This window comes from Deltaproteobacteria bacterium, from assembly GCA_019309545.1.
In the GTDB taxonomy this organism is placed as follows: domain Bacteria; phylum Desulfobacterota; class Desulfobaccia; order Desulfobaccales; family Desulfobaccaceae; genus Desulfobacca_B.
In genome coordinates, this window is record JAFDGA010000001.1 from 1 (window position 1) to 14660 (window position 14660).

The window sequence follows — 14660 nt, forward strand, 5'->3', positions numbered from 1 at the left end:
AGACTAATTATACCATATTCTTCAGAGCAAAGGGTATAATCGTTTTGCGTAATTTTGTTATTGGTAGTCATGCCTTGATTCCGCCTGAGGGATGTTCCCATATTTAAGTTTGACGGGGAGGGCAGGGGAACACCCGCCCACGGTGCCTTTGGTCATTGGCAATAATTAAATCCATGTCCCACATAGCAAAGGCATTTCACTAACCATGAACGGCCTTGCTTAAATGGCCGTGCCGGTATGGGGCGGCACCTGAAACCTATCCCAATCAAAGAGGAAAGATAGCCATCGGGTCAGGGCCACAAACCACAATCTACCCAAAAAGCTTCTTCCACCAGGATACCTTTTCTTTCTTTTCCTCCAAGGGTTTTTGAGGTTCTTCAGGTTGGATTCCTAAGTATCGGTTCCGTCTCTCTTGGGTCTCTTCATAGAGAGTCTTCCCGGTAAAAGATATCACTACCGAAGGACGTTTCTTAGTGAAAGCTTCCATTCATCACACCCCCTGCCTTACCCCTTGGTTTTTGCTAGGTTTTTTATTGCAACTCTACAACAATTCTTTTACCATAATCAACTAAAAATATGAAATTATTTCATACTTGGCGCTGATCGGGAGCCTGTTGGCCATCTGGAAAGCCGGCTAGTTCGGCAGAGTCCCTCACTCAAAAGAATTAACGACAAAAATTGATCATGCTTAAACTTTGGGCTAATAATTAAAAAGTGTGAAAAATCAAGCAGGAGGAAACCAGTTGTCCAGAATTATTAAGCTTTTGTTAGCGTTAATGGTGATGGTTGGTTGCCTTGCTTATGGCCCTAGGATCCAAAATTGCCTGGCCGGCCCTCCGGCGCACCCCCAAAAGGGACCGCAATGGCACCCGGTAAAGGGGGTGCATGGGGTGGAATATGCTTCTGATTCGGCAGATTTGCCGGGCGATTTATTTCGCTATGGGAAAAAATACTATTATTATCATCAGGGTAACTGGTACCATGGGGAAACCTATCGGGGGCCCTGGAAAAGAGTGCAAAGGATTCCTCCCATTTTTCGCGAGATCGGCCCGGAATATTACAAGACCCCGCCAGGTTGGTCTAAGGGGAAGAAAACCGGCTGGGGCGGAGCCCCCATGCCTCCAGGCCAGATGAAAAAACAGCGGGTTACCCCGTGGCCATGGCGAATAGATAAGAAGCATAAATAAGCGGCTGGTTATTTTATGATGATAACCAATCCGCCTCGAGGAGGATATCGATAGAGTCCGCCGCCCCTCCAATAGCGATTCCAATTAGGACCGTAGTATTGGGGGCCATAGTGGAAATACGGTCTTCGGAGGTGGATGTCGCGGTTAGAGATAACGCCTCGGGGCTGGTAGTAATCAGGGCGTGGCCGGAAATGTCTATGGGGACGGGAATACCCTCTCCACCAGGCGCAAGCCGTCCCGGAGCTGGTCAGGATCAACAGTACGGCCAAAGCCCAAGCCCATTTTTTTGCCCTAATCAATACCCTCATCATGACTCCTGATTTTAAGTTTGATTAAAATATAGTCATGAATACCAGTAATGTCCATGGTACTTGAACGGCTCAGATAAGCAAGGGTTAAACCGCGCCAGACCTCGGTCACTACATGTATTTTACCAAAATTTGCTTGCCAAGGTAAAATAATCTGATAATTTGGAGTTAAGGGCAGGGATAAGTAACTCAGGAGAGCAAGCAATGAATATCCGGGCCTTGGTAGGCATTTTGCTTTGCCTGAGCCTGGGAAGTTGCGGGCCGGTGATCTCCCAGTCGATACTCAGCCAGGCTGACCGCAGCTTGAGTTTTGAAGAACTGCAAAGCCATCCCGATACATGGCGGGGGCAGGTGGTAGTCTTGGGCGGCGAGGTAATGGCGGTGACCTATGCCGATAGCGGCAGTTGGCTATGGGTCAGCCAACAACAATTGGGTCCGAAGTTCAGACCGTTGGATAATTCTCCGTCAGGCGGCCAATTTGTGGTCCATAGCCCCCAATACCTGAATACAAGCTATTACGTCAAGAACCGCAAGGTAACCGTGGCGGGCACGGTGAGCGGTCAGAAGGATAAAGCCCTGCTGCTCATTCCCAAGCAGATTTATCTTTGGGAGTATCCGTTTGAACTGTATACTGTGCCCCCAGAGTGGTTTCGGCCACCTTATAAGCACTGGTATGAGCCGCCATATTTTGATCCATATATTCACAGTTTTTAAGCTATGGTCAGAGGAAGGGTAAACCATGCAGATCGAAGCCTATGATTTTGGGCAGATCATCATTGACGGGCGGACCTACCGCCAGGATGTCCTGATCTTGCCGGACCGGGTCAGAGATGATTGGTGGCGTCAACACAGCCATCTGCTCCAGGTTCAGGATGTGCAGGAGGCCCTTAACGCCGGGATCGAGATCCTGGTGGTAGGCACCGGGATGCCAGGACGGATGCAGGTAGACAAGGCCCTGGAAGACTATTTGCGTAAGCACAAGATTAAATTGGTGACCCTGCCGACCCGGGAGGCTTGTGCCCGATTCAATCAATTGTCCGGCAGCCGCAAGGTGGCAGCCGCCTTTCATCTCACCTGTTGAGCGCTGGTCATGGCCCGCTACCGAATTATTGACAGTCACGTTCATTGTGGCGTGCAGAACGTCTCGTTGCCGTTTGAACAAATCCGCCCTTTGCTGATCAATGCAGGGTTTGCGGGAGTGGGCCTGATCCCGCCGGTGGAGGATATTTACGACCGCTTCGACTATTATTTTGAGGATAATCCGGCCTGGCAAGCCACACGGCGGCAAGCCAATCGTTACCTGCGGGACTTGCAGGATCCGGAACTGAAGTTATATCCTTATTTTTTTGTCTGGAACGACTTCGTCGAGGCCGAGCTGGGGCCAGAATTTTACGCCATCAAGTGGCATCGCCACGCCGATGAACCAGAATACCACTATGAGGATGTTCGCTGCGTCGCCTTTCTTGACCGGGTGCATGAGCTGGGATTGCCGATTTTGCTGGAAGAGACGGCCAGCAACACTATTTTTTTTATAGAGATCCTGGCTCCGGAGGCGACAGTGATTATCCCTCATCTAGGAGCCTTGAACGGCGGTTTCCGTCATTTAGAGCAGGCGGGCATCTGGTCTCATTCCCGCATCTATGCCGACACGGCTTTGGCAACTCTTGCTGACCTCAGGAGTTATCTCGACCGGCATGGCAGCGAACGGTTATTTTTTGGCAGTGATTACCCCTTTGGCCATCCCGCGTACGAACGGGACAAGATTTTGAGTTTGGGCCTGCCGCGGGAAGAGACCCAGGCGATTTTTGCCGATAACTGGCTGCGCCTGATGGATAAACGGAAAATTCCTTCTTAACATCTCCCTAGGTTAGAGAGCGGCCATTTGGGACTTGTATTGTTCCAGTAAGGGCTCGAATTGGCCTATTAAATTAGCCTCAAATTTACGCCACTCCTCCCGAAACTGGGGGGTGTGCTCCACATCAATTTTGACCTTCATGTGCATTTGGGTTTCGAGAGCTCGCTGAATATTATTTAACCCGCTGGCAAAACTGGCCTTGAGCTGCTCAAAGCTTTTTTGTCGGACCTGTTCAAAATTCTTGCATAACTGAGCCACTTCATTCAGCAGGCGTTGCATGGCTTTCTTATTCCGGGCGATTTGTAACATCCCGGCTTGGGCCCGTTGGGCGGTAAACTGAAGGACGTCCTCACGCGGCAGGGTAATATTGCGGAGCAACACCTCTTTTATGGTGGCCACCACCAGGGGGCGGGATTCAGGGGGGATCTTTTTGAGTTCCTCATCCAGTTCCAGTTTTTCCCGCAGAAAATCGGCGGCTAAATGACGGGCCCGCTCCCGGCACTCCGTCTCGTGCATTTCTTGTTCAGTGGCCCGGCCCAGACGCTCCGCCTTTTCCAGGGCCAGTTCCAGAGCGCTCTTGATTTCCGCCACAATAATGGTTTCCTTTTCTTACAATGAACCTCCGGCCTGGGCCGGGAGCAAGGTCCCGATTCAAACCGGGTTGATTATTTAAAATGGATATTTTTGTAAGACCTTAATTTATCAAGCCCTGCAGGGGCCCAATGAGTTGCGCCCCTACGGAAAAGGGAAAATAGTTTTTTGAAAGCAACTGGGCATTAGTCAGATTTTGCCGCCGGCGGTTTCTCGGGGGAATCCGGCGGGCTTGGTTCCGTCGGGGTTTCGCTGCTCTTGGCGCTCCCCGGGTTTTTCTGGTGGTAATCAGTCACATACCAGCCGCTGCCCTTGAGATGAAAGGAACTATGAGAGATGAGCTTGGTCAAAGGCCCGCCACAGCTTGGACAGGTGGTCAACGGTGGGTCAGAAAATTTTTGCCATTCCTCCACTACCTGACCACAAGCGCTGCACTGGTACTCATAGATGGGCATATCAACAAACCTCCTCCTCAACAACTTAAGAAATCACTGGGCTGATAGCGCGCCTTAGTGACTTCTTGATTTTTATAATAATTTAAAATTTCGGGCAGTTGTGGCATCTGCAAAGGAGCCAGGATTTGCTGGGTAAGGCGATGTACCCGGCTTTCCTCCTCAGTCTTCTCAGCCTCGGGAACTTCGAAGAGTTGGCAAAAATGTCCGAAGCGAACCACGTGGACCAATTCATGGGTAACCACATAAACCAACAGCGGCAACAGGCTGAAGTTTTCTCCTTCCGCTAATTTGCGGAGAATATTGTGATCCTGAAGGCAGATGCGGTATAAATCAAAGTAGGCTGATCTGAGCATCTGTCCGGGGCGACAACAATTATATTTTGCCACCAGGGCCAGGGCATGAGCGGATATTTCTGTCTGTCGTAAATTTTCCAAGGTAAGGATATCATAAGGAAATTGCCGCCACTGACTCCGAGACAGTTTATAGAAGTCGCTGGTCACTTCCTCAGCAATGACTACGGCCTCCCGGAGAATCTGTTTGTGCGCGGCATGAAAAGTGTGCCCGACCAATGCCCCTCACCTCCCCAAAGATAAAAGTTAACATTAATCCCTGTTCTGTCAATAGTTTTCCCTTAAATCAACCGAATTCTTTATATAAACGTCGACTTATGGCATAATATAGTTATTACTGGGATCATGTGACAGGTTAATTTGAGGAAAGGGCCGGGGGACCGGCGGCCCCACCTCCCAACCCCCCTTAAGGGATTGGGGGAGAGCCGGTTTTTTTCTGGCACAAACCGGAGCATTTACTAAATTGCCTCTACGGACTAGCCATTCTGGGACAACACCGGTGAATTTAAGGCAGATACAACATGGCGCACTGGTTTATTATCGTTTTGCTCACTATAATGGCTTCCCGGAGCTGGTGCACGGAATTTTTACCCGCCAAGGGGGAGTAAGCCAACCTCCTTACCACAGCCTGAATCTGAGCTTCTCGGTCGGTGATCACCCGCAGCGGGTGTCATACAACCGGCAACTTGTCCGAGAGGCGCTGGGTGTGGCGGAATTGTTGAGTGTGGGCCAGGTGCATGGCAAAAATGCCCTGGTTATTTCCACCCGCAAACGGCAAGTTTGGCAAAAAGAACCGCCGGGCATTGATATTCTCATTACCAATGTCCCCGGGCTGGGTCTGATGGTGAAACAGGCCGATTGTCAGGCAGTGTTATTCTATGATCCCGAGCAGCAGGTGATTGCTAATGTGCATTGCGGCTGGCGAGGCAACGTCCAGAACGTTCTGGGCCAAGCGGTGTATCTGCTTAAAGAAACCTTTGGCTCCCGGCCAGAAGCCCTGCGGGTAAGCATCAGTCCTTCCTTGGGCCCTTGCTGTGCCGAATTCGTCAATTATCGGCGGGAATTGCCCAAAAATTTCTGGGCTTACCAAACCCGGCACCGCTATTTTGATCTCTGGCGTCTCAGCCAGGACCAGCTGCAAGCCGCCGGGGTGTGTCCAGACCACATCCAGTTGGCCGGTCTTTGTAGTCGCTGCCACGCCGCAGAGTTTTTCTCTTACCGGCGCAATCAGAACACCGGTCGAAATGCTACGGTCATCGCCTTAAGGCTGGACCGGAAGTAAAGGGACGGGGCAAAAAACGCCCCGTCGTTTTCAAGCCATATAAGATTTGGCAATTATCGACAAAAGACAAACCAATGATATTAGGGGCGAGGCGGTTCCCCTTTTTTAGAGAATTTTTCTTTGAGATCATTAAAAATCTTCTTGCCTGATCCAACTACATTTTGAACCTGTTGGGGATATTTATAACCAACAAAAACTCCCACCAAAAAAGCAATGATTGCCAGCCACATGTCTGATGAACCCTTCCTTTCCTGATTAATTTACCAGCGCCAGTTTTCAGCTGCTGTTTGAACTGTACTCAAGATTCCAAGCGAGCCAGAGCTTCTCGGGCGATCTCCCCCACCGTGGTTTGCCGCAACTCCCCGTTTTCGTAGAGTTTCACTGGCTCGGCATCGCTGGCGAGCCGGGCCAGCGGTCCCACTCCCTCCCCGGCCCCATTTACTCCCAGGCACCAGGCGGCATGACCTCGCACTTGCGGATCGGCATCATGGAGAAACTCCATGATCTGGGGAATGGCCTCCCGGACTATCTCGGGGTGGGTCTGCCCCATGCGTCCCAGACCCCAGAGCATCGGCGATCTCGAAAACTCCTCATCCAAATAGGAAAACAGCATTTCAACGGTGTCGGCAACCAGACTGTAATTTCTACGGCCGATCTCACCCAGAACGGCCGGCGCCCCCCAGCCGAAACTGCCGGAGTCCTCGTTTAAGAGCCACCAAAGCCGGCCCAAAATGGTTTTTACCCTTTCAGGGTGAGCCTCAGCCAAGTATCCCAATCCTTCCACCGCCCGCCAACTTAAAGGATCATCCAGAGCAAAAGTCAGTTGGAGCAGTATTGAGCTCACCACTGGTTCCCGTCCCGCAAGCTCGACCAAGGAAGCAAAATCACCATTCAGCAGATAGGCAGTTACTTTTTCCCGTTTGATTTTGTGTTTGGTGGTCATAAATTCCTTTACCGGACGGTTTATAGAGATCTCTGGTCAGTGCTGCCAGAAACCCCTGTCTCTCAGAACGGGATGTCGTCTTCGTCCAGCGGCCCTCCCTGGGGAGGTGGGAAGGGCGCTTCCGCCTCCCGTGGTCCCGGGCGGTCCTGGGCGCTGCCCAGCATTTGCATATCCCGAGCCTCGATTTCTGTGGTATATCGCTTAACCCCATCCTGCTCCCAGGAACGTGTCCTTAGCCGGCCCTCGATATAAACCTGTTTGCCCTTCGACAGATACTGCCCGCAGATTTCCGCCAATTTCCGCCAAGCGACGATGCGGTGCCACTCAGTCCATTCCTGGCGGTTGCCATCTTTGTCTATGTAACCTTCGGTAGTGGCCAGGTTGAAGCGGGCTACCGCGGTGCCGTTAGCAGTATAGCGGAGCTCTGGATCAGCTCCCAGGTGGCCGATCAGAATAACCTTATTAATTCCTCTAGCAGCCATCTGGCCTCCAATAATTGTTGGGCCATAAAGAGTAAGTTACATTTATCACAAATACAATCATCTCTACCATAAATTTGTCAAACTGGCAAGAAACTTGTGGCTGAATGCCGATAACTAATTATAAAATTTATTGTAACCGAAAACCGAAAAGAGCATTAAGCCGCAGTGGATATTTTCCCAAAATCCCGTATCCGCAGTTCTTTCAATGGTCTGCCTTGGAAATGGGCCAGACGGGGACTGAAGGCCAGGTCTACCGAACCGCGTAAGGGATGGTAACTGGCTTTATCAAAGGCGATGGTGTCGATTTTCTCCGGCCCGGCCAGTTGCAGTTTGAGATGGCGGTCGCCCACCACCCAGGAATTCAGCACCTCGACTTCCAGGCAGGCTAACACTGGTTCGGGGTTACCCTGGCCGAAGGGACGGAGACGCTCCAGGTGGTGGAAGAATTCGTCATCCAATTCCTCTAAGCTAACCTGGGCATCGACCGGTAAGGTAGGACGTGGTAATTGCAGCCCCAGGGTCTTGATCACTGACTTCTCAAAGGCGGTCCGAAAGGCACCTAACTGGTCAGCCAGCAGGGTAAATCCGGCCGCGGCACTATGGCCGCCGAATTTAAGCAGATAGGGTTGACAGGCCTTGAGACCATGATAAAGGTGGAAAGGAGCAATAGAGCGGGCCGAGCCCTTGCCGACACCGTCCTGGAGTCCGACTAGGGCTACGGGTCGGAAATAGGTTTCGGCCAACCGTGCCGCGACAATGCCAATCACTCCGGGATGCCAACCTTCGCCCGCCAGTATCAAGGCCGGGCTTTTCAGTAACCCCTGTCGCTGAATCTGGGTTTCGGCCTCTTGCAAGATGGCTTCTTCCAGGGCCTGGCGTTGTTGATTGAGGTCGTGCAGATGGCGGGCCAGCCGCCGGGCCTGATCCAGATCATCGGTGAGCAGCAGTTCCAGCGCCAGCCGCGCCTGACCCAGACGTCCGGCGGCATTGATCCGGGGGGCCAGCCGAAAGACCACGTCCCGTAAACCCAGAGGCCGGCCCTCCAGCCCGGCCACCTCTTTCAGAGCTATCAGGCCAGGCCGGGTGGTTTCTTCCAGCACCTTGAGACCCTGGCTGGTCAGAATCCGGTTCTGGCCGATGAGCGGCACCACGTCAGCGGCGGTGCCCAGCGCCACCAGATCGAGATAGGCCCGGAGGTTGGGTTCGGGCCGGTTGGCAAACCAGCCCTGCTCTCTAAGCCGGGTACGGAGACCGATAGCCAGGTTAAGAGCTACTCCGACTCCGGCCAATTCTTTGAAGGGATACGGACAATCAGGACGTTTGGGATTGATCACCGCCGCGGCCGGAGGCAAACAGTCGGGCACTTCATGGTGGTCGGTAATGATTACCTCCAGCCCCAATCTTTGGGCTTGGGCGACCTCCGCGGCATTGCTGCTGCCACAATCCACCGTAATCAGGATCTGGGCCTGGCGGGCCAGATCGGCCAGTACTGTGCCATGCAAACCATAACCCTCAGTCAGTCGATCGGGAATATACCCCGTAGCAGGCAATCCCAGGCCTCGGAAAAATTGCAGCAATAAGGCGGTGGCGGTCAAGCCATCGGCATCGTAGTCGCCATAGACCACTACTGGTTGGCTCTGAAACACTGCTCGGGTCAAACGCTCCAGGGCCGGATCCAGATCACGGAGCTCCAGCGGCGATACCATCCGGTTAAGGGTTGGATCTAAAAAGGCTTCAATATCGTCGGCCTCTTCCAGACCCCGGTTAAGCAGAATCCGGGCCACCAGCTCCGGCAGTTGGTGACGCTCACTCAAAGCCCGGATCTGTTTCGGACAGCAGCTAGAGAATATCCAATCCTGTTGGCGGCGAATCATCTTCTCGTTTTTGAGGTTTGGTTTGCGGCTGCGAGGGGCGGAGCTTTATTCGACCGATTCCCCCGGTTTCAGGACCACCAATTGAACATCAGGCTGATCTTTAAGTAAGCTTCCCAGTTCTTCCGGAGTGCCGGTCAGCACCGGGAAAGTCCCATAGTGCATGGGGATGACAAACTTGGGCTGCAGCATCCGGCAGGCCACCGCGGCCTCTGCCGGACTCATAACGTAATGGCTGCCGATGGGCAGCATCGCCACCTCGGGCCGGTAAAGCTCTCGGATCAGTTCCATGTCTTTGAACACCGCGGTGTCCCCGGCATGATAAGCCCGGAAACCGTTGTTGAACTCTACCACAAAGCCCGCGGGATCTCCAGCGGGCAGGAGCTGGCCGCTCTCTTCCAGACTGGAGGAGTGCAGGGCCTGGGTCATGGTCACTTTCACCCCCGCCGCACTACAGGTTCCCCCTTTATTCATCCCGATGACCTGAGCAACCCCTTTCCCGGCCAGATAATACGCCAATTCGTGGATGGCCACTACCGTCGCTCCGGTCTGCTGGGCAATTTCGATGGTATTGCCCAGATGATCGGCATGAGCATGGGTCACCAGGATCAATTGCACCGCCCCCAACTTAGAAATCGGGGTCTGTAATAAGGGATTGTCTAGCCAGGGATCGATCAGGACCTTGCTTCCGGCTCCCGCCAGTTGAAAGGCGGACTGGCCGTAAAAAGTGATCTTCACCCCTTTGCCAATTACCGCGCTAGTCATGGGTTCCTCCTGTTGCAGAAACTGGAATCATCGGAAAAGGCCGAGCGCTGCCGTTCCAAAACTCAAGGCTTCAAAATCTCGGTCAGACGATCCAGGTTGTTCCGAGGGCCGATGGCAATCAAGGTGTCTCCCAACAGAATGGGGGTATCAGGCCGGGGATTGAACAGCATCTGGCCGTCGGCCCGTTTGATGGCCACAATGATCAGGTCGAGCTTTTGGCGAATGCCAGAATCTCTGAGAGGGAGACCGATGATCTCCGAAGTCCCTCCTACCGGGATTTCCTCCAAAGTCAGGTTCACCCCACCTTTCATGGCAATCTCAATGAAATCGACTACGGTGGGACGCAGAATCGTTTGGGCTAACCGATGGCCGCCGATCGCATGTGGGGCTACCACTTTATCGGCCCCGGCCCGAAACAGCTTCAGCTCCGAGCTTTCCTCTCGGGCCCGGGCGGCGATCAACAGTTGGGGGTTAAGGGTCCGGGCAGTGAGGACGATATAGACATTGTCAGCATCTGAATATACCGCCGCCACCAGCCCCCGGGCCCGATTCAATCCCGCGGTTTGTAAGACCTCCTCGTCCGTGGCATTGCCCGCGATATATAAATAGCCCGCCCGGTCTAATTTGGTGATGATCTCGGGGCGATTGTCTATCACCACCAGGGGAACCCCTGCTTTCCGAAGTTCCCCGACAATCACTTGCCCGAACCGGCCAAAACCGCAGATGATAAAGTGATTTTTTAATTTCTGAATCTCTTTTTCCAATCTTCGCCTTCCCAAGAATTCTCGGAGCTGTCCCTCCACGATCACCTGGGCCAGCGACCCGGTCACATAAACCAAAAAGCCCATACCTAAAAATATGAGCATGATGGTAAAAACCCGACCTGGTTTGGAAAGGGGGCTCACTTCCCCAAAACCCACAGTGGTCAGGGTGATGACCGTCATGTAAAGACCCTCAAAAAAGGCCCAGCCCTCGATTAAGACAAACCCCAGGGTACCCAGTAAGATGATGATGAGCAGAAAGGCAAGGCCGATGAGCGTCCGTTTGAAACTGGTCATCTTCGATTATTTTTTAATGCCCTTCTGCTTTCGAGTTATTCTTTTAACAATGCCTCGGCAACATAGGCGTCGGTAATCAGGACATTTAGGTACTTGCCTTTCAGCACGGCGCGGATAGCCTCTATCTTTTCCTGGCCCCCGGCCACCCCTACCACATACCGATCCGGACGGGCGGCGCGCTCCCGCAATTCCATCGGACTGACCCCGATCATTCGTTGGCTTAGGGTTTGTAAGGCTGGATCCTCAAAGGTGGTCAGGGGTTCGCCATCGGCCCCGATCGGATTATGGTTAATCTCCGCCACTATCCCCAGATCGGCCAACTGCGCCGCGCTCAAACCCAACTCCTGACTGGCCAGGGCAATGAAACCGGGGCTACGGACCTGGACCGAGCCGATGCCCACAAACATGATCTCGGCTTCCCAGATATCTTTATAGATATCAAATGTTTCTGGAGTGGACAGGAGCTGCTGTTCATATTCCTGCCGGGAGGCCACCGGATGAGAAGGTAAGTTATAAGCAGTGGCTTCTGGATATTTGGTCCCCATCATGCTTACCAGGGCATTGGCGGTCAGCCCCGGCATGGTGAAGATGGGGGTCATGGACAGCGGATATAGTTTGATCCCGGAAAATTTTCCAGGTTCCAGGAAGGTGATCATCGAATACAGCGTGCGGCCGCCGGAAATGGCCACCCGGATACCGGATGCAACAATCTTTTCGAGGTAATGGGCCGCTTCCCGGGCAATGCTTTTTTCGATGGCATCATAGTCGCGCAGACCCGGATCAACCACCCGGACTTCCCGAAGTTCCGGGTATTTTTGCTGGATCTGGGCTTCCAGTTCGGCGCGGCGGGGAAGAACTGATTTGGTAAAGATAAAAGCCATCACCTGAGGCAAAGTTGTATATTCCATATCCTGGAGATGGAGGCGATGGGGTTGGAAGGGGCCATGACGCCGCATATAATCGGCCACCAGATTGGCTTGGCGGCGGGCCTCATCAAAACTGGGGTCATCGAAGAGGTCCCGCGGCCCGATCAGTTTCCCGTGGCAGAGCTGGTAACCCGCCGCGATCACCCGGGGCGGTCCGTCAAACCGGGAGGGATTGGCATCTTTAAAGGCCACTGGCATGATCGGCCCATGATGGGAGCCGCGCATCCAACCCTCCACCAGATGAGGGAAGGCAAAGGTTTCCAAAATTTCCCCCAGGGCCGGAAAACCGGACTGTGATCGGACAATCAATACCGGGTCATCCTTACCAATGTAGCGGCCGGCGAGCAGTCCCAATTTCTGGGTAGAGGCAACGGCCCCGATCTCGCCGTCTTTTTTACGATAGATTGCCTCGATCAGATAACGGCCAGGGGCGCCGATCAGAACCAGCAGATCGTACATATCTTCAGGGCAGGAGAGTAGCCAGGTTTTGTGTTCAATAACATCCAACACCTGGAATCGGAAGCCACGATGCATAGAGGGATCAATAACCAGGCCGATGGTATTAAACGGGTCCGCAAAGATTTTAAACAGCGGCAGGTTCCAGGCTCCAGGAGAAGTCTTGTCAGCCATGAAGATGACCACCGGTTCACTGGGACGCTCCACAAAGCTCAGCTCAGCCACCCCCGGGCCCATGCCCTTGATGTTCCCGGAAAAGGTATCGGCTAACAGGTCCTGGCCGGCGCCGTAAAGTTTCATCTCTCTGGCCAGCTCGGTGAGCTGCTCAAAGGTGTTCCAGGCAAAGCGGTGAATTTCCGTGTCCTCGACCCCCCGGCGGTGGGTCATGATCAGCTGGACATCGTCACCGCAATGCAGCGCCTGACCATCGATCAGAAGTCCCCGCGCCACGGCATCTTGTAAAGCGTCCTGGGCGGCCTCCAGGACTCGCGGATGACAACTACTATGTCCAACATAGCCACCGATGTCAGCCTTGATTACCGAGAGAGTAAGTTTATCGCCTTCCATCGCTACCCCCTTCCGATCAGGAACCTAACCCTGTCTCGGCTGAATTGTTATATGTGTTTCCTCTTTTATATAACTTTTTAACAGGCATGGCAAATTCTTAAATCTCATCGATTGGGTTACAAAACTATTGTTGTTCCTGTATTATTCAGGGAATTCCTTGTCAAACTCTGGAATTTTATGATATGGAAAAGGACATGCAGCGAGCAATAATGGTGGTTATGATGTGTTCGGTGGCCTGTTGGGGATGCAGCCGGACCTGGCATCCTCAGATGCTTCAGGGGCTGCCGCTAGCCCCGGGCCGCTATCTGACCTTTTACTATCAGTCGCCCGATTTTAAGGCGGCCCAGGAGAGTTATCGCCTGGAGGATTTTGCGCTGGAAAAAGTGTCCGGGGTGGACAAGTCCCTGGCCGCCCGGATATTTCAGGAGGAATTGGTCTCCGCCCTGGAAAATAATGGCCTTACCCTTAAAGCTGAAGGTGCCGACTGTACGCTCTCCGGTCAGGTAGCACAACTCTACCTGCGGGGGCCGGTGCTCCGTTTGGTGAGTGGCAAGAGCTCCGCGGCTCTGAGCGTCGCCGGCGAGATTCGCCGAGGTCCGGAAGTCGTCTTCGCCTTTGCAGATCAGGTCCAGATCTCCCTGCCGATCAATCCCCGCTACCCAACCTCCATGGAGCCGGAGTTGATGGTGCGCCAAGTGCTACGTCGCTTTGCCGGCAATCTACTCAATGAGATGCTGCTGCCGCCGCCTGCCCCCCGGACAGACTCCATCCAGTCCGATCTGCCGGTGGATCAGGGAGTCTTGGCCGAAGACGGATAAAGATCCGCAAATACCCGCAGGATCAGGCGTGGCCGCTTGTCACTGCTGGTGGTGATGATAATTTTCCCCTTATACCTGCCGATCTGGCGATATTTGTTGCTCACCTGGATCACAAAGCTCTTGCCAGGATTCTCGGCTTCGATGGCAACGTTTATTTTATCGGGGATGTCAGTCTGGTAGCCGATGAGTTCCAACGGCGTCAGCAGGTTGGAAATGAGGCGGATTCGGGCCGTCTGGGGTTCCTCGACGTTCCCCCGGAAGCGGATGATGTGGCCGGGCTGGATCTCGATGAATGGTTTGGCATGGCCACAGAGCTCGATTACGACCACCGGCCGCTGGGGATCGTTGCTGAAGACCTCGGCCTTTTTGCAGAACTGATGGATTACTGAGTATGGCTCAATGGTCAGGGTAATTTTCCCGACTTCTCCCGGAGGCAGACGTTTATCATAATCAGTCGTGGTGCAAGCACAGTCCGGTTCGATGTGTTTGATCACCAAAGTCTCATCACCGGCGTTTTTGAACTCATAGGTATGGCTCAGAGGTTGATCTTCGTATACCTCGCCGATATTAAACCTGGTTTCCGACAGGACTATCTGGGGCCCCGGGTTGGCTGCAGCCGGACTGGCAGTTATTATCCATCCTGCCCAACAGATTCCGCTGATTACCCTTAGAAATGTCGACCTGGGGCTGAAAATCCTGAGCAATGGCATTCCTGATTAACTCCTGCTTTGGTATTTAGAATTATT

The 14660-nt window shown here is 53.2% G+C and carries 17 protein-coding genes; 6 read left to right on the forward strand and 11 right to left on the reverse strand.

Annotated features, from left to right (window positions below; translation table 11 throughout):
* Window positions 1–310 precede the first annotated feature (310 nt).
* Window positions 311–487: a hypothetical protein gene (locus tag JRG72_00005; protein MBW2133604.1), complete on the reverse strand. Its 177-nt coding sequence runs from the start codon at window positions 485–487 to the stop codon at window positions 311–313.
* 256 nt (window positions 488–743) lie between these two features.
* Between JRG72_00005 and JRG72_00010 the strand changes: the two genes are divergently transcribed.
* The 4 genes from JRG72_00010 (at window position 744) to JRG72_00025 (ending at window position 3350) form a co-directional block, all read left to right on the forward strand.
* Complete coding sequence (locus JRG72_00010; protein ID MBW2133605.1) at window positions 744–1187, forward strand: hypothetical protein; 444 nt, start codon at window positions 744–746, stop codon at window positions 1185–1187.
* A gap of 512 nt (window positions 1188–1699) precedes the next feature.
* Window positions 1700–2209 carry a Slp family lipoprotein gene (locus JRG72_00015; protein MBW2133606.1) on the forward strand — a complete coding sequence of 170 codons (510 nt, stop codon included), beginning with the start codon at window positions 1700–1702 and terminating at the stop codon, window positions 2207–2209.
* A gap of 25 nt (window positions 2210–2234) precedes the next feature.
* Window positions 2235–2576, forward strand: a complete 342-nt coding sequence (locus JRG72_00020) for a hypothetical protein (GenBank protein ID MBW2133607.1) — start codon at window positions 2235–2237, stop codon at window positions 2574–2576.
* A gap of 9 nt (window positions 2577–2585) precedes the next feature.
* Window positions 2586–3350: an amidohydrolase family protein gene (locus JRG72_00025; protein ID MBW2133608.1), complete on the forward strand. Its 765-nt coding sequence runs from the start codon at window positions 2586–2588 to the stop codon at window positions 3348–3350.
* Between the two features lie 12 nt (window positions 3351–3362).
* On the opposite strand, the gene JRG72_00030 is transcribed toward JRG72_00025, so the two are convergent.
* From JRG72_00030 to JRG72_00040, 3 genes are all read right to left on the reverse strand, one after another.
* A complete protein-coding gene (locus tag JRG72_00030) occupies window positions 3363–3941 on the reverse strand; it encodes a hypothetical protein (protein ID MBW2133609.1) in 579 nt (192 codons plus the stop codon).
* 185 nt (window positions 3942–4126) lie between these two features.
* Window positions 4127–4396 carry a zinc ribbon domain-containing protein gene (locus tag JRG72_00035; protein ID MBW2133610.1) on the reverse strand — a complete coding sequence of 90 codons (270 nt, stop codon included), beginning with the start codon at window positions 4394–4396 and terminating at the stop codon, window positions 4127–4129.
* Between the two features lie 17 nt (window positions 4397–4413).
* A complete protein-coding gene (locus tag JRG72_00040) occupies window positions 4414–4965 on the reverse strand; it encodes a hypothetical protein (GenBank protein MBW2133611.1) in 552 nt (183 codons plus the stop codon).
* Window positions 4966–5245: 280 nt separating this feature from the next.
* Between JRG72_00040 and pgeF the strand changes: the two genes are divergently transcribed.
* The gene (gene pgeF, locus JRG72_00045; protein MBW2133612.1) at window positions 5246–6028 is read left to right on the forward strand and encodes a peptidoglycan editing factor PgeF; all 783 of its coding nucleotides are present in this window, start codon (window positions 5246–5248) and stop codon (window positions 6026–6028) included.
* A gap of 298 nt (window positions 6029–6326) precedes the next feature.
* Here the strand turns inward: pgeF and JRG72_00050 are convergent, their stop codons facing one another.
* The 6 genes from JRG72_00050 to JRG72_00075 all read right to left on the reverse strand — a co-directional run bounded on the left by JRG72_00050 (window position 6327) and on the right by JRG72_00075 (window position 13096).
* A complete protein-coding gene (locus JRG72_00050) occupies window positions 6327–6971 on the reverse strand; it encodes a HEAT repeat domain-containing protein (GenBank protein MBW2133613.1) in 645 nt (214 codons plus the stop codon).
* A gap of 62 nt (window positions 6972–7033) precedes the next feature.
* Window positions 7034–7453, reverse strand: a complete 420-nt coding sequence (locus JRG72_00055; GenBank protein MBW2133614.1) for a single-stranded DNA-binding protein — start codon at window positions 7451–7453, stop codon at window positions 7034–7036.
* Window positions 7454–7608: 155 nt separating this feature from the next.
* Window positions 7609–9267, reverse strand: coding sequence for a single-stranded-DNA-specific exonuclease RecJ (gene recJ, locus JRG72_00060; GenBank protein MBW2133615.1), 1659 nt, complete (start codon window positions 9265–9267; stop codon window positions 7609–7611).
* Window positions 9268–9372: 105 nt separating this feature from the next.
* Window positions 9373–10089: a metal-dependent hydrolase gene (locus tag JRG72_00065; GenBank protein MBW2133616.1), complete on the reverse strand. Its 717-nt coding sequence runs from the start codon at window positions 10087–10089 to the stop codon at window positions 9373–9375.
* A 62-nt stretch (window positions 10090–10151) separates the two neighbouring features.
* Entirely contained in the window at window positions 10152–11147 is a 996-nt protein-coding gene (locus JRG72_00070) for a potassium channel protein (protein ID MBW2133617.1), read from the reverse strand.
* Window positions 11148–11182: 35 nt separating this feature from the next.
* Window positions 11183–13096 carry a fructose 1,6-bisphosphatase gene (locus tag JRG72_00075; GenBank protein MBW2133618.1) on the reverse strand — a complete coding sequence of 638 codons (1914 nt, stop codon included), beginning with the start codon at window positions 13094–13096 and terminating at the stop codon, window positions 11183–11185.
* A 194-nt stretch (window positions 13097–13290) separates the two neighbouring features.
* Here JRG72_00075 and JRG72_00080 point away from each other — a divergent pair, with 194 nt between their 5' ends.
* Window positions 13291–13914, forward strand: a complete 624-nt coding sequence (locus tag JRG72_00080) for a hypothetical protein (GenBank protein ID MBW2133619.1) — start codon at window positions 13291–13293, stop codon at window positions 13912–13914.
* Here the strand turns inward: JRG72_00080 and JRG72_00085 are convergent.
* Complete coding sequence (locus tag JRG72_00085) at window positions 13887–14624, reverse strand: DUF1573 domain-containing protein (GenBank protein ID MBW2133620.1); 738 nt, start codon at window positions 14622–14624, stop codon at window positions 13887–13889. The two genes, JRG72_00080 and JRG72_00085, sit on opposite strands and share 28 nt — an antisense overlap.
* Between the last annotated feature and the right edge of the window lie 36 nt (window positions 14625–14660).

Coding starts and splice junctions, on each gene's coding strand:
- JRG72_00015 (MBW2133606.1), top strand. CDS start 1,700: ATGAATATCCGGGCCTTGGTAGGCATTTTGCTTTGCCTGAGCCTGGGA.
- JRG72_00055 (MBW2133614.1), bottom strand. CDS start 7,453: ATGGCTGCTAGAGGAATTAATAAGGTTATTCTGATCGGCCACCTGGGA.
- JRG72_00065 (MBW2133616.1), bottom strand. CDS start 10,089: ATGACTAGCGCGGTAATTGGCAAAGGGGTGAAGATCACTTTTTACGGC.
- JRG72_00025 (MBW2133608.1), top strand. CDS start 2,586: ATGGCCCGCTACCGAATTATTGACAGTCACGTTCATTGTGGCGTGCAG.
- JRG72_00050 (MBW2133613.1), bottom strand. CDS start 6,971: ATGACCACCAAACACAAAATCAAACGGGAAAAAGTAACTGCCTATCTG.
- JRG72_00005 (MBW2133604.1), bottom strand. CDS start 487: ATGGAAGCTTTCACTAAGAAACGTCCTTCGGTAGTGATATCTTTTACC.
- JRG72_00035 (MBW2133610.1), bottom strand. CDS start 4,396: ATGCCCATCTATGAGTACCAGTGCAGCGCTTGTGGTCAGGTAGTGGAG.
- JRG72_00020 (MBW2133607.1), top strand. CDS start 2,235: ATGCAGATCGAAGCCTATGATTTTGGGCAGATCATCATTGACGGGCGG.
- JRG72_00085 (MBW2133620.1), bottom strand. CDS start 14,624: ATGCCATTGCTCAGGATTTTCAGCCCCAGGTCGACATTTCTAAGGGTA.
- JRG72_00070 (MBW2133617.1), bottom strand. CDS start 11,147: ATGACCAGTTTCAAACGGACGCTCATCGGCCTTGCCTTTCTGCTCATC.
- JRG72_00080 (MBW2133619.1), top strand. CDS start 13,291: ATGCAGCGAGCAATAATGGTGGTTATGATGTGTTCGGTGGCCTGTTGG.
- JRG72_00075 (MBW2133618.1), bottom strand. CDS start 13,096: ATGGAAGGCGATAAACTTACTCTCTCGGTAATCAAGGCTGACATCGGT.